This is a genomic window from Oribacterium parvum ACB1, from assembly GCF_000238055.2.
GTDB lineage: Bacteria > Bacillota > Clostridia > Lachnospirales > Lachnospiraceae > Oribacterium > Oribacterium parvum.
This window is the reverse complement of sequence record NZ_KE148312.1, coordinates 1,374,449-1,388,645: the sequence shown is the minus strand read 5'-3', so window position 1 is coordinate 1,388,645 and position 14,197 is coordinate 1,374,449. Positions and strand designations below refer to the sequence as shown.

Below are 14,197 nucleotides of genomic sequence, written 5' to 3'. Positions count from 1 at the left end.
TGTAAATTTGCATAAGTTCTCATGACAGAAAGGAGTTTGTATGAGAAAATCGTTCGTGAAACTCGCTCTTGCACTTGGTTGTGCCCTATTCGGAATACTTTCTCTCACTGCCTTTACCGGCTTTGCCAAAAATTATGATGACGAAGTGCAGACCTGGCAGATGTTATCCCGTCGCTGGGACGAAACTCTTTTGCAGGCACGTGAAGAAGAGTTTATCAAGGCCATTAAAGAGCAGAAAGGCATCGAAGACTTTATTGTTCCGGATATTGCAGAAGAAGAAAAAGAAGTAATCCGTAATTTCTTCCGAAGCTTTGAAGGAAAAAAAGACATCCGCTATATCTACAGTAAGATGCCGATACTCCACCGTGTAAGCGGGACCGATGAGTACAATGATCTTCGTGGTATCATGGAATTAAAGTTTCAGGTTACGGAACGATCAAACAAAGTGACTGAGCATACCGTTCTTATGAAAATGGCACAGCTTGGGGATGCACAAGCGCAGAAGTGGAAAATCATCGGGATTCTCTGGCAGGATAAAGGAATCGACGTATCCGATGTAAGCCTATATCAGTTGGAAAAGCCAAGACGAGGAGAAGAAGTTTGTATCATGACTACCGATGCGGGTGTAATTAAATTGCGTCTCTTCCCTAAGAAGGCTCCCATTGCCGTACAAAACTGGATTACGCTCTCCAAGCAAGGCTTCTATAACGGAACCCCCTTTGCCAGAGTCATCAAGGACTATGTTATCCAAGGAGGAGCCTTGGACGGTTCCGGAGACGAATCAAAATCCAGCTACAACGGTTTCTTCCAAGATGAGGTCAATATGGAACTCCACAACTTTAATGGCGCCCTCTGCTTGGGAAATAACGGTCCCCATACAAACGGAAATCAGTTCTATATCGTGCAGTGTAGCAAAGTGCGAAACGAAACCTCCCTTCCCATTATTTCCTTCCCGGAAAATGTAAAGGCAAAGTACAGGGAAGTCGGCGGTATCCCCGAATTAGACGGCCGCTACACCGTACTCGGGCAGGTTTATGAAGGAATGGATGTTGTTGAAAAAATCGCCTCACAGGAAACCAACCAGGACGATGCACCGGTGTCGAATCCCATCAATATTCAAAGCATTAGATTTCAAAAATATTGATTCAGTAAAGAGACAGCGCAAGCTACTTGAGCAATGGTCTTTAAGAATTGCAAATACACCGGCGGCAATCCTCCGGTGTATTTCTATATACAAGCTATATTTTTTCCTTTTGAAAACGCAGCTATTCATGCATCATAAAAAACCATAACATTTTTCATGATATTCGCAACATTTTGCCATGCCAAAAGTACTTTCGTTGCCTATAATACAAGGCATAGGGAAGATTTTTAGAGATTTTCCAAGTCAGTATAGAGAATATAAAACACTTTCTAAGAGTGGAATAAAGGGTCGATTTTTCAGCAGGATCGAAGTCGGATTGCTATCATCAAGAGGATTTCAGACAAAAAGCTAACTTCTCTTGTAATAAAAATGAAGATACAGAGTGGACCTTTATCCATTCTTTTTCTTATACAAAAATTTACAAAAGATACAAAAGGAGGCATTTTATGAAAAAGTACGCGTTAACTCTTGGGCTTTCCATCATGGCCCTCGCAGCATGCGGGAAGCAGGCTGAGCAGGCAGACAGCAAGCCTGATAGCCAGCAGGCTGAGGAGACCACTATGGCTGCTGAGGATTCTCAGACATCCGACTCCGGAACCACTCTTTCCGTGCAAATTTGGGATCCAAACCAGGAACCGGGCATCCAGGAAATCATGGATGATTTCACAAAGGAGACAGGAATCAAAACAAAAATCTCCGTTGTTCGTTGGGCAGATTATTGGACCGCAATGGAAGCCGCTGCACAGGGTGGACAGCTACCGGATGTATTCTGGATGCACTCCAATGAATCCGAGCGTTATATGAGTAATGATATGCTTCTTGATTTGACCGATCAAATCAAAAATTCCGAAGTCATTCAGACAGAGAACTATCCTGAGGATATCTGGGGACTTTATAGCTATGAAGGTAAGAATTACGCTGTACCGAAGGATATCGACACCATAGCGCTTTGGTATAACAAGAAGATGTTTGATGAAGCAGGACTGGACTATCCTACCGTAGACTGGACTTGGGATGATTTAACCGATGCCGCTCGTAAGCTGAAGAAAGAGGACGGATCACAGTACGGTCTTTGCTTAAAGCCGGACAATGACCAAGCCGGATACTACAACATGATTCTAGACAGAGGCGGCTATATCTTAAACGATGATAAGACCAAGTCCGGATACGATGATCCAAAGAGCATCGAAGCTATGAAGTATGTAGAGACTTGGATTAAAGAAGGTCTGATTCCCTCTGCAGAAACCATGGCTGAGAATTCGGAGGATGTACTTTTCCAGTCCGGCAAGTCTGCAATGTGCTTCCAGGGTTCCTGGATGATTGCCGCACATAAGAATAATGAATTCAGTTTGGCCAATGCAGACTGTGTAGAACTTCCGAAGGACAAGGTTACCGGAAGAAGAGTTTCCATCTACAACGGCTTAGGTTGGGCTGCTGCAAAGAATACCGAGCATCCGGAAGAAGCATGGAAGCTGATTGAATATCTCGGTTCCGAGAAGGCACAGAGAAAGCAGGCAAGTCTTGGTGTAACCATGTCCGCTTACAAGGGCACATCCGACGAGTGGGCAAAGAGCGCTCCCTTTAATTTACAAGCTTATCTCAATATGATGGACGATATGGAGATTCTTCCCTATTCCAGAAGTACTATTGCATGGGAAGATGTCAACACACAGCTGGTAACCAAAGTGTATACCGGAGAGCTGACCATGGAAGAAGCTTGCAAGCAGATGGCTGCGCAGATGAATGAGAAACTCGCTGAAGAACATAAGTAATAAATCGTTTTTTGAGGGAGCTGTGAATACAAGTATCGAAAGACTGTGTTTCACAGCTCTCTTTTAAAGGAGTAGTCATGGCTGGACAGAAAAAAGGATTATTTTCCTTTACAAGCAGAGAAAAAAACGAGTTCCTTTGGGGATGGCTTTTTATCCTTCCAACCGTACTCGGCTTAGTCATTTTAAATATTATTCCCATCATCAACACGATTATCCAAAGCTTTTATAAAGCAGGAGATTTCGGAAAGGGAAATATTTTTGTAGGATTTAAAAACTATCAAAATGTCTTTTCCGATGCAGAGATTTGGCAGGCACTATGGAATACGGTTCGCTATGCTTTGGTGGAGGTGCCGTTTTCCATTGTTATTTCTCTGCTCCTAGCTATCTTATTAAATAAAAAAATAGCAGGAAGATCTTTATACAGAACAATCATTTTCCTTCCTATGGTTGCCGCTCCCGCTGCGATCGCCATGGTTTGGAGATGGCTTTATAATTCGGACTTCGGCTTAATCAACCATATATTACACCTAAGAATCAGCTGGATCAGCAATCCCAAGTTCTCTCTTTACAGTATTGCCGTTATCGGCATCTGGTCCATCCTCGGATATAACATGGTTCTCTTTCTTGCAGGGCTACAAGAAATACCGGGAGACTACTATGAAGCGGCGGAGATTGACGGCGCTACTGCCGTGACAAGCTTTTTCCATATCACTTTACCGCTTCTTTCTCCAACCATTTTCTTTGTACTGGTTACGCGCGTCATCGCCTCCTTACAGGTCTTTGATTTGATTTACATGATTATGGATAAAACAAATCCGGCCCTCAATAAAACCCAGTCTTTGGTTTATCTTTTTTACAAATATTCCTTTGTAAATAAAAATATCGGATATGGCTCTACTATTGTTGTCGTCCTCATGTTCCTGACTCTGCTGGTCACAGTATTACAGATGATCGCGCAGAAAAAATGGGTCATTTATAATTAGGAGGGAAGATGGAAAGTTTAGAAAGAAAAAGAAAAATCTCAAAAATCATCGTCCATTCGGCTTTGATACTTGTCTCCATCACGATGCTTGTTCCCTTCTTCTGGATGGTTTTAACTTCTTTTAAAACAGCTACCGAAGCTACCTCCGTCAATCCTTTTGTCATTTTTCCAAAACAATGGAGAACCGATGCCTTCAAAACCGTTTTCCGCAATATGAATTTTTTTCTATTGTACAGAAATACACTCCTCTTGATTCTCTTTAGGGTGATCTGTGCAATAGTAACTGCAACACTTGCCGGCTATGCCTTTGCAAGATTGCATTTTCCCGGAAGAGATCTGGCATTCTCCCTTGTCCTTTTTCAAATGATGGTGCCGAATCAGGTGTTTTTGATTCCGCAATATCTGATGGTTTCCAAACTGGGAATGCTGAATACCATGTTTGCTCTGGTCTTTCCCGGTATGGTTACCGCCTTTGGAACCTTCCTTCTGCGTCAGGGCTTTATGACTCTGCCGACCGACTTGGAGGAAGCCGCAAGACTGGACGGTTGCAATATAGGACAATGCTTCTTATTTGTCATGATGCCTCTTATGCGTTCCAGCATGGTGGCTCTGGGTATCTTTACCGCACTTTTTGCTTATAAAGATCTGATGTGGCCGTTAATTGTAAACACGGATAAGGATATGCTCGTCCTCTCCTCTGCCTTAGCCAAGATGCAGGGACAGTATGTGACAAAATTCCCGGAACTCATGGCAGCCTCATTGATTGCCTGTCTTCCCATGATTATTTTATATGTCTTCTTCCAAAAGCAATTTATCGAAGGAATTGCAACCAGTGGAGGAAAGCTGTAGTAAAGCTACTATTAGACGTCCTATCCATTCCGGCAAGAGAATTCATAGGCATTTTATAAAAGATTACATAGACATTTTATAAAAGATTACATAGATATTTTATAAAAGATTACATAGATATTTTATAAAAGAATACATAGGCATTTTATAAAAGAATACATAGACATTTTATAAAAGGAGCATACAATGAATTTTGCAATTGTATTTCATAAAGAAGAACGTGTTTTTCACCTCTATAACGAAGAAATATCCTATATTATGCGCATTATGGAAAATGAGCAGTTGGAGCACCTTTATTATGGAAAGAGAATCCCTGACAGAGAGGGATTTTCCTATTTACACGAAGAAGCCAGAAGGTCACAGATGAGCGTATGCATTCCCGAGCCGGGACTTCTTTCCATGCATTACAGTGCACAGGAATACCCTTCTTACGGTACAGGAGACTACCGGAGCCCTGCCTTTAGCATTTTACAGGAAAATGGTTCCCGTGTATCCGATTTTAAGTACCGTTGTCATGAGGTAAAAAGCGGAAAGCCCTCCTATCTTCCACTCCCCATGTCCTATGTGGAAAAAGAAGAGGAAGCATTGACGCTCGACATTACTTTATTTGATAATCTGTCCCAAACCGAAATGGTTTTGGAGTATACATTGTATCGAGATTATCCCATACTCTGCCGAAACGTTCGTTTTACCCAGAAGGGAAAAGAAAAGATTTTTCTGGAAAGAGCCATGAGTATGAGTCTGGAGTTTATGGACAAGGATTTCTCTCTTTTGCATCTTTCCGGTGCTTGGGGAAGAGAACGCTATCTTAAGAAAAGAAAGCTGGAAATGGGAATCCAAAGCATACAAAGTTTGAACGGAACCTGTTCAGGAGCAGAGCATAATCCTTTCATTGCACTTTTAAGAAAGGGAGCGGATGAAGATCAGGGAAAAGTATATGGATTCAATCTGGTCTACAGCGGTAATTTTCTCTCTCAGGTAGAAGTTTCCACCTTTGAAATGAGCAGGGTTATGCTCGGCATAAATCCGGAGCATTTCTCCTACTGCCTATGTGAAGGAGAATCTTTCCAAAGCCCGGAAGTAATTCTGGCATTCAGCGACAAGGGCTTAAACGGGCTCAGTCAAGCGTACCATCGTTTTATGAAGAATCGCTTAATGAGCAGCAAATGGAAAAACCGAGAACGTCCTATACTCCTGAACAACTGGGAAGCTACCTTCTTTGATTTTAACGAAGAAAAAATTCTGCAGATTGCTAAAAAAGCTAAAGAAGTCGGAGCAGAGCTTTTTGTTTTGGATGATGGCTGGTTCGGAAAACGAAATGATGATTATCGAGGACTTGGCGATTGGGATGCTAACCTAGAAAAGCTTCCGGGCGGAATAAAAGGATTATCGGAAAAAGTCGTGGCCATGGGCTTAGATTTCGGTCTTTGGTTTGAGTTGGAAATGATCAATATGGATTCCGGTTTATACCGTGCGCATCCCGACTGGATAATCAATGCACCGGGGCGTTTCCCCTCTCACGCAAGACACCAGCATGTTCTGGACTATTCCAGAACAGAAGTCGTGGACTACATCTATGAAAAAGTAGCTAAAATCCTTCGCGAATCGAAAATTTCCTATATCAAGTGGGATATGAACCGTTATATGTCGGAGCCTTACTCTGCTACTCTTCCGCCGGAAAGGCAGGGAGAAATGATGCATCGTTATATCCTTGGTGTATACGATCTATACCATCGCTTGACTACGGAATTTCCGGATATTCTCTTTGAATCCTGCGCCAGTGGCGGTGCACGCTTTGATGCCGCCTTACTCTATTACGCTCCGCAAGCCTGGTGTTCCGACGACAGTGACGCGGCAGAAAGGGCTAAAATTCAGTATGGCAGCTCCATTGCTTACCCCATTGTAAGCATCGGAGCCCATGTATCCGCTGTGCCGAATCAACAACTTTATCGAAATACTCCGCTGGAAACGCGTGCCAATATGGCCTATTTCGGAACTTTTGGTTATGAACTTGATCTAAATCTTCTTTCTCCTACTGAAATCGAAGAAGTTAAGAGAGAAATCCTCTTTATGAAGGAGCACAGAAGACTCATACAGATTGAGGGAGATTTTTACAGGCTACTTTCTCCCTTTGAAGGAAATGAATGCGGCTTTTCTGTTGTATCCCCGGATAAGGCGGAAGCCATTGCCATGTATTTCCAAAAGCTGAATTTTGTAAATGCCTCCTGGATTCGCTTTAAACTAAAAGGGTTGGAGGAAAATAAACTATACCGGATTAGCTCCAATTTAAATCCATCTTTGGAGAGAAAAGAAGCCACTGTCCTCCATGCAGGGTATAATCTGAAAGACAAAGAATTATCTTATGAAGCTTACGGAGCAGAGCTTATGGAAATCGGTATTCCCATTGCCAGAGAAGATTTAAGCAGGAAAGGTGGAGATTTTGCATCTTTACTTTTCCTCATTAAAGCAATATAAGTAAACAAGAAGCTGAATTTGTTTTCTATCTTGGATAAAAAACAAGCGTATTCAACGAGTGGTGCCGAAATAGCGGTTCCACTCGTATTTTAAAAGCAATATGCACAATGTCGAAACACATCATGGAGCAGTCTAAAGAAAATGAGAAAAACAAGAGAAAATTCTCTCTCCGGAGATGTTCCCTTCTTAGAGGGTGAAAAACAATATATTAATTTTCAGGATGCAGAATGCAAGGCTTCGGACTTGCAGCTAATGTACTGCGGAAAAGAACGCTGCCATCCCGGGCATAAGTATGGCCCGAACAAAAGGGATGTGTACCTAATTCATATTGTCTATTCCGGATCGGGAACACTTTGTGTGAACGGTGAACTCTACCAACTTTCTGCCGGAAATGCATTTCTTCTCTACCCTCATACCCTTGCTTGGTATGAAGCCGATCTAAAGGATCCTTGGTCTTACTTCTGGCTGGCATGTAGAGGAATCGATGCAGATTCCTTCTTGTCCGATGCCGGCTTTAGTCCCGCAAAGCCCGTTCGCATCGTGCACAATGTGCAAGATCTTCTCCAATACATTAATAAGATTTTAGATAAAAAAGAATTCAGCTTAGAGCATCAGATCTCGCGTGTAGCTTATCTTCATCTTTTCTTTGCCAATCTTATCCGAGATAAAGAAAGTGATGAGGTAAAGGGTCTAAAGCAAACAAAGAAATTACGAAGTCTGAGTCATGATGTGCGTGAATACATCGACGAGCACTACGGTGAGGATCTCAGCATTCAGTTTCTTGCAGAAAAAATGGGAGTACACCGTGCCCATCTTTTTAACAGCTTTAAGATGGATACGGGGTATTCTCCCAAAGAATATCTACTTTATGTCCGTATGCAAAATGCCAAATCGATGCTTCGGAGGACAAAGCGTTCCGTAGCGGAAGTCGCTTTTCAGGTCGGCTACCATGATCCGCTAAGTTTCTCCAAGATTTTCCGAAAGAAAATAGGTATGAGTCCACTCCAGTACCGCAGTATGAAGGAAGAGCTTCTCTACAACCGGGAAACAGGAGAATACTTAAAGCACCTCTATTCTTAGGACATGGACTTATTATGCAAGTTCTATTGCTTTAAGCATCTGTTTATGAATTTTTGAACTTAATTCTTCTTCCCTCTACTTAAATGACCGAAGCGCAAATCCTTCTGATTAGTCTGTACTTCGGACTATCTTTTCCCTAAAAAACTTTATATGATCGGATATGCTACCCGAAAGTCTCTTTCAAGCAAGATTACTTTTTCCCCTGATACTCCCTTGCAGCAGAAACCAGTGCCACGAAAATCTTCTTCATATCCTCTTCCTTCTCCTGCAGCATCTCCGGGTGGAATTGAACGCCTACTCCAAAAGGATAATCCTTTAATTCAATCGCCTCTACCACACCATCCAAAGCTCTTCCCGATATCACTACATTTTCCGAAACGGACTTTACCGCCTGATGATGGAAGCTGTTTACGCGAATCTCCTCTTTCCCGAGAATATCGTGGAACTTACTACCTGCCTCCACTTTTGCCGTATGAGTCGGAATACTCGGACCATGCCCCTGAGAATGCTTAAAACTTTCCGTGTCTTTTAGAGAAAGATCCTGATAAAGCTTTCCTCCCTCGGAAACATTCATAAGCTGAAAACCGCGGCAAATTCCCAAAATCGGAAGTTTCTTCTCCTTAGCAAGCCGGTAGAGCAAAAAGTCAAACTCATCCCTCTCCGGACAAATCTCCTGCAATTTCTGATGTGGCTCTTCCTGATAGCGAATCGGCGCAATATCATGTCCGCCGGAAAAAATCACCCCGTCTACAAGCTCTAAAGTCTGCCTCAAGTTATCTTCCGTATCATCCATCGGAATCATGAGAGGAACTGCTCCTGCGGAAATCACTGACGAAACATAGTCCTTATTGACATAAATTCTCTCATATCCGGGGAAGCCGCTCTCCTGATCCACAAGCACACTTGTGGAAATACCGATTACAGGTTTTTTCATAAATCTCCCTTTCTCTTAATACTCTGATACAACGACCATAATTTAACCATGCCAAGCCATTATGCCATAAAAAGGGGGGTTTGAAAAAGGGGAAATATTCACTTTTGGTCTATTAAACAAAAATGAAAAATATTTGTTTTTGTTTAATAGACTAAAGTTCCTTTTCTTTCCTAAAGCTGTCAAAACTCTTTACTAAGGAGAAAATCCCGTATATTTAGATGTTTTATACCGTCACGGCTCATATCAAATTCATCCAAAGAAAGGACGTACTTAGGGTAATGATCCCGAATCGAGTCATAGATGCCAAATTCTCGCTCTATAGTACCGGATCCGACAAGGAGATAAGCCACTTGAATGTACAGCTTGTCTTTATTTTTTTGGGCTATAAAATCAATTTCTTTCTCCCCGTTTTTTCCAATTGTCACTGTATAGCCTCGTCTCAGCAATTCCATGCAGACAATATTTTCAAGAATCTGATCAATATTTCTTGCATTCGTCCCCAGAATGGATTCCCGAAGTCCGTGATCTACCGAATAATACTTTTCATTTACACTAAGAATTTTCTTCCCCTGAAGATCTTCCCTCCTAAGTTGTATAAAAAGATAGGCATCACAGCATGCCTTGCTATAATTTAAAATGGTTTCTGCAGAAACTTTCCGATTTTCCTGCTTTAAATAATTGGATATGCTTCTTGCACTGAAGCTATGTCCCACATTGTCTAAAAGATATAAAATCATTCTCTCCAATAGTTCTACATCTCGAATGTTGTTACGCTGAACCACATCCTTTAAGAGCACGGAATTATATATATCTCTAAGATATTGCATAGAAGCATCTTTATCATAGCGGAGATTCATTAGGAAAGGCATCCCTCCCATTTCCAGATAATTCTTGAATTCTTCTGTAACGGAAACCTCTTCCTTTTCCTGTTTTATAGATTCCAGATATTCTTCGAAGGAAAATGGGAAAACCACAAACTCTACATAGCGTCCGCCAAGATATGTTGCCAGCTCTCCGGAAAGAAGCTTTGCATTGGAACCTGTGATATAGATATCACAATCAAAATCAACGCGGACAGAATTAATACATTTTTCCCACTGCTCCACTTCTTGAATTTCATCAAAAAACAAATAAACCTTTCCTTGAACAGATGAAATCCTTTTTTTCAGTTCTTGGTACAAAGAATCTGCCGTACAGAAATCAGCATTTTCCAAAGACTCAAAATTGAAGCTGATAAACTGCGTATCAGCGATGCCTTGACTTCGAATTTCTTCTTGAATCAGTTGGAGCATGACTGATTTCCCCGATCGGCGAATCCCGGTCAGAACTTTGATAATATCCTTTCCGATAAACGGCTTTATCTTATCTATGTATCTTTCTCGTTGAATCATCCGGGCATCCTCCTCTTGTTTTTTCAAGATATAAGCATCTTCCATGTAGTCAATATGAACATTATACTTTATATATGAAGGAAAAAGAAGGTTTTTGTTCGATATAACTGACAGTTTTTTAAGGCAAAAAAACACGATTTTCGCTTTCGTATTTTATACTTAACGAGTATCATGTGTAGAGCGTGTGAAATCCGGTTTAAAAAATCCCCCCCAGCTGTAAATCTATTAAACAAAAATGAAAAATATTTGTTTAATAGATTTACATTCTTCTGATCAATGAAGTACAGATGATAACAGAAAATAAAACATTGGATACCCAAACTATTCTTTTTTTGAACACAACTTTCATAATTATCTCAATTTGTAAAAAGAGGGAGCGCTTTTGCTCCCTCTACTTAAATGAAAACTCTAAAACTTCCTCTATTTTGGGAATGGAAGGTGCCGCTCCGGGTCTGGATATCGCTATCCCTGCCGCTCTTGCCGCCGTATCCATTGCCTGCTCCACAGTATCTCCGCGTAAGATGCCGGCGATAAAGAAACCGGAAAAGGTATCTCCCGCAGCTGTAGTATCTACAACCTCCGTCTTATAGGCTCTTTGCCTATACAGCTTTTCTCCGTCAAAGTAAATCGAGCCCTCCGCTCCAAGAGTCAGAACAATCTTGGCATGCGGATAAGTATTATAGAGTTCTCGAACAATTTTCTCTCCATCTTTTTCACTTATATTTTCCAAACCAAGAATCTGTGCAGCTTCTACTTCATTTAGAACAAAATAATCAACGTACTGTAAGGGCAATCCCAAAATCTTCTCATTCATCGGCGAAGGATTCAGAACTATCTTTAATCCCTTCTCCTCTGCAACCCGCACGATGCTATCCATACCGTTTATTTCATTTTGTAGAACAAGGAAATCTCCTTTTTCAAAATCCGAAATCGTATTGGCAATCTGCTCTTTTGTAATCTGATGGTTTGCACCGCTATAAAGAATGATACAATTGTCTCCACTCTTATCATTTTGAATAATCGCGGTACCGGTTTGTACCCCTTCTAAAACTTGAATATATTTTGTATCGACACAGGATTCTTTAAGTAGCTCTAAAAGAAAGTCTCCGTCTTTCCCTACCGCTCCGGCATGGGAAACGGAAACTCCAGCTCTCCCTAAAGCAACGGACTGATTTAATCCTTTTCCTCCCGGAAAAATATGTAAGGCATCAGAGGATATAGTCTCTCCTTTTTGAACGAAATGATCCAGACTGTATACATAATCAATATTCAAAGAACCAAAATTTAAAACCTTCATAGCTTCTCCCGTCAATGATAAGCAAGGAACTCATTTCGGATAGTCTTTAAAATTAGCTTTCTCCAAAATGGATTATCACGATATGAGCCCCTATTTCAGTTCCTTTATTCTTTAATCAGCCAACGCGCAAGATTCTGGAACAGACGATTGTAATCTTTCCATTCACAGAACTCGGGCGGTGCCCAGTGCGGTGCACAGTCCGTTGTAAATACAGCCGATCTCCCCTTGCCGTACTCTCCAAGAGCAATGAAAGGATCACCACAAACACTTGCAAGAAGCTCCGCTTCCGGCTTTAAAATGGTCTTGTTGTATCCCAAAACTCTTGGCCAAGTTTTTTCTATTCCTTCGAAAACTACATGATCCTTCACAAAAACAGGACGAACACCTTCACAGTGCTCCATTCTATCATCTGTTGCAAGAACCTGAACGGGTAAAACCTCCTGTACCGCGGTATCCTGCCATTTCCCCTTAGCATCCACACCGGAGAAGGTCAGATATCCTCCAACCATTAAAAGTGCACCGCCTTCCAATACGTAGTCGCGAAGCAGGTTGCAACGGTTCGGCATTAACTCACTGCGAGTAAAGGTAGCTCCCGGTAACAAAAGGGTATTCGCTCCAATATCGGAAAGAATGATCAAATCATATCTCTTTAATTCCTCAAGACTGAAGGGAAACTCCTCCATAGCTAAGTGATTCGGCAGGAAGGTAAACTCATATCCGCCTTCTTCAAATGCTTTTTTAATATACTTCTCTCCCGTCTCATAAACGGAAGTATAGAAAGTATCAAAACCCTTTACATGGGTTGTATAGCTCATCCAAGATTCACCCGCCAATAAAACTCTCTTTGCCATTTTTCTCTCCTTTTCTTATTTGTTTCATTTGTATTGTTACACTTACTTTTCACTCCGGATTCGATCCGTCTTATGAAAAGCCTTTCCCATACGATAATCATGCAATTCATCTTATAAAATATGAATTTCGTTTTAAATATGGCTTATTCCGCCTTGCAAAAATCCAGTATCAGTTCTGCATAAATCAAAATAGATTGATAATACGCTTCCAAATCCAGCCATTCGTCAATGCCATGACACTGTGCAAGGTTCCCGGGTCCAAACTGAATGGTCGGGCATTCCGCAATATTTTTCCATAAACGGGAATCGCAACCTGCAGGGGACCCAACCACCTTAACCTTCTTTCCCCTAGCTTCAGAGTAAGCCCGCTTAAAACTGTTCACAAACGGCGCATCTTCTTCCATTTCAAATCCGCCACCTGATTGATAAATACTGACTTCCGGCAAATGCTCTTCCAGCCATGCATCAGACCTAGCAACTCTTTCCACAACTTCCCGAAATTCCTTTACCACCTGATTATGACTCATTTGATTCGGAAGATAATGTACACAAACTTCAAACATACATTCATCCGCAACAGTTGATCCCGCGGTTCCGCCATGAATCACACCTACGTTCAGATTCGGTGCCGGTAACAGTGGATGCTTGTAATGAAGCAACCATTCATGCTCCTTTTCATTGAGAGCCTGTATTACTTTAATCGCCTTATCAATAGCGCTTACACCCTCTTTTTTTGCTCCTGAATGGCAGGATTTTCCTGTAAATTTGACTCTAAAAAAGACAAAGCCCATATGTGCCAAAATCAACTCATCGCTGGTGCCTTCACAGACCACAACACCATCCGCTCTTTCCCCGCTCATGATGGCCTGCATAGAGCCATTTCCACCACCCTCTTCATCACAAACAGAGCTGATTTTCACTGTTCCGGAAAAAGGAACCCCCGCATCCTTTAGAAGCTGAACCGCCATCGTAGCAGCCATTAGGCCGCCCTTCATATCCGCTGTTCCTCTTCCAAAAATCTTCCCGTCTCGTATCGAAGGGCTAAATGGAGGACTGGTCCACTCCTCCACCTCTTCTGCCGGCATTACATCCATATGACCGTTGAACATCAAGGTTCTGCCACTCTTTTCTCCTTGAAACGTCGCATAAACATTATAGCGATCTGTCTGATTGTGCCCGAGGTTTCCCTCCTGATAGAGAGTAAAGCACTTTTCTATATCTTCTTCCTTCATAGGATCCAAAGTCACCTCTGCTCCCATACTCCGAAAGAGCTCTGCTATATAATCCTGTCCTTTTTTCTCCAAACCGCCTTTGATTCCATGCCCCAAGTCATGCGTATCTATGGCAACCAATTCAGATAATCGTTCCAGATATTTTTCTTTGTTTTTTTCTAAAACTTCTTTTAAAAGCTCCACTGTCATC

Annotated in this window: 11 protein-coding genes; 6 read left to right on the top strand and 5 right to left on the bottom strand. The window is 41.7% G+C overall.

The window, feature by feature from the left end:
• Positions 1 to 40: 40 nt before the first annotated feature.
• From HMPREF9625_RS06235 to HMPREF9625_RS06210, 6 genes are all read left to right on the top strand, one after another.
• Complete coding sequence (locus HMPREF9625_RS06235; RefSeq protein ID WP_009534762.1) at positions 41 to 1,144, top strand: peptidylprolyl isomerase; 1,104 nt, start codon at positions 41 to 43, stop codon at positions 1,142 to 1,144.
• Positions 1,145 to 1,590: 446 nt separating this feature from the next.
• Positions 1,591 to 2,916 carry an ABC transporter substrate-binding protein gene (locus HMPREF9625_RS06230; RefSeq protein WP_009534763.1) on the top strand — a complete coding sequence of 442 codons (1,326 nt, stop codon included), beginning with the start codon at positions 1,591 to 1,593 and terminating at the stop codon, positions 2,914 to 2,916.
• Between the two features lie 77 nt (positions 2,917 to 2,993).
• Entirely contained in the window at positions 2,994 to 3,899 is a 906-nt protein-coding gene (locus HMPREF9625_RS06225; protein ID WP_009534764.1) for a carbohydrate ABC transporter permease, read from the top strand.
• 8 nt (positions 3,900 to 3,907) lie between these two features.
• The gene (locus tag HMPREF9625_RS06220; protein ID WP_009534765.1) at positions 3,908 to 4,747 is read left to right on the top strand and encodes a carbohydrate ABC transporter permease; all 840 of its coding nucleotides are present in this window, start codon (positions 3,908 to 3,910) and stop codon (positions 4,745 to 4,747) included.
• Positions 4,748 to 4,933: 186 nt separating this feature from the next.
• Positions 4,934 to 7,222, top strand: a complete 2,289-nt coding sequence (locus tag HMPREF9625_RS06215) for an alpha-galactosidase (protein WP_009534766.1) — start codon at positions 4,934 to 4,936, stop codon at positions 7,220 to 7,222.
• Between the two features lie 141 nt (positions 7,223 to 7,363).
• Positions 7,364 to 8,302, top strand: coding sequence for an AraC family transcriptional regulator (locus tag HMPREF9625_RS06210; RefSeq protein ID WP_009534767.1), 939 nt, complete (start codon positions 7,364 to 7,366; stop codon positions 8,300 to 8,302).
• Between the two features lie 190 nt (positions 8,303 to 8,492).
• Here HMPREF9625_RS06210 and HMPREF9625_RS06205 read toward each other — a convergent pair whose 3' ends face one another.
• From HMPREF9625_RS06205 to HMPREF9625_RS06185, 5 genes are all read right to left on the bottom strand, one after another.
• On the bottom strand, positions 8,493 to 9,236 hold the full coding sequence (locus HMPREF9625_RS06205; RefSeq protein ID WP_009534768.1) for a gamma-glutamyl-gamma-aminobutyrate hydrolase family protein: 744 nt from the start codon (positions 9,234 to 9,236) through the stop codon (positions 8,493 to 8,495).
• Positions 9,237 to 9,415: 179 nt separating this feature from the next.
• A complete protein-coding gene (locus HMPREF9625_RS06200; protein WP_009534769.1) occupies positions 9,416 to 10,627 on the bottom strand; it encodes an ATP-binding protein in 1,212 nt (403 codons plus the stop codon).
• Between the two features lie 391 nt (positions 10,628 to 11,018).
• Positions 11,019 to 11,924 (bottom strand): ribokinase, encoded by a 906-nt coding sequence (locus tag HMPREF9625_RS06195; RefSeq protein WP_009534770.1) that lies wholly within the window; start codon positions 11,922 to 11,924, stop codon positions 11,019 to 11,021.
• A gap of 104 nt (positions 11,925 to 12,028) precedes the next feature.
• Complete coding sequence (locus HMPREF9625_RS06190; RefSeq protein ID WP_009534771.1) at positions 12,029 to 12,775, bottom strand: glutamine amidotransferase; 747 nt, start codon at positions 12,773 to 12,775, stop codon at positions 12,029 to 12,031.
• A gap of 143 nt (positions 12,776 to 12,918) precedes the next feature.
• Complete coding sequence (locus tag HMPREF9625_RS06185; protein WP_195891279.1) at positions 12,919 to 14,196, bottom strand: M20 family metallopeptidase; 1,278 nt, start codon at positions 14,194 to 14,196, stop codon at positions 12,919 to 12,921.
• Between the last annotated feature and the right edge of the window lies 1 nt (position 14,197).

Excerpts from the sequence above, each read along its gene's own strand:
- HMPREF9625_RS06235 (WP_009534762.1), top strand. The coding sequence starts at position 41 with ATGAGAAAATCGTTCGTGAAACTCGCTCTTGCACTTGGTTGTGCCCTA.
- HMPREF9625_RS06230 (WP_009534763.1), top strand. The coding sequence starts at position 1,591 with ATGAAAAAGTACGCGTTAACTCTTGGGCTTTCCATCATGGCCCTCGCA.
- HMPREF9625_RS06225 (WP_009534764.1), top strand. The coding sequence starts at position 2,994 with ATGGCTGGACAGAAAAAAGGATTATTTTCCTTTACAAGCAGAGAAAAA.
- HMPREF9625_RS06220 (WP_009534765.1), top strand. The coding sequence starts at position 3,908 with ATGGAAAGTTTAGAAAGAAAAAGAAAAATCTCAAAAATCATCGTCCAT.
- HMPREF9625_RS06215 (WP_009534766.1), top strand. The coding sequence starts at position 4,934 with ATGAATTTTGCAATTGTATTTCATAAAGAAGAACGTGTTTTTCACCTC.
- HMPREF9625_RS06210 (WP_009534767.1), top strand. The coding sequence starts at position 7,364 with ATGAGAAAAACAAGAGAAAATTCTCTCTCCGGAGATGTTCCCTTCTTA.
- HMPREF9625_RS06205 (WP_009534768.1), bottom strand. The coding sequence starts at position 9,236 with ATGAAAAAACCTGTAATCGGTATTTCCACAAGTGTGCTTGTGGATCAG.
- HMPREF9625_RS06200 (WP_009534769.1), bottom strand. The coding sequence starts at position 10,627 with ATGATTCAACGAGAAAGATACATAGATAAGATAAAGCCGTTTATCGGA.
- HMPREF9625_RS06195 (WP_009534770.1), bottom strand. The coding sequence starts at position 11,924 with ATGAAGGTTTTAAATTTTGGTTCTTTGAATATTGATTATGTATACAGT.
- HMPREF9625_RS06190 (WP_009534771.1), bottom strand. The coding sequence starts at position 12,775 with ATGGCAAAGAGAGTTTTATTGGCGGGTGAATCTTGGATGAGCTATACA.
- HMPREF9625_RS06185 (WP_195891279.1), bottom strand. The coding sequence starts at position 14,196 with ATGACAGTGGAGCTTTTAAAAGAAGTTTTAGAAAAAAACAAAGAAAAA.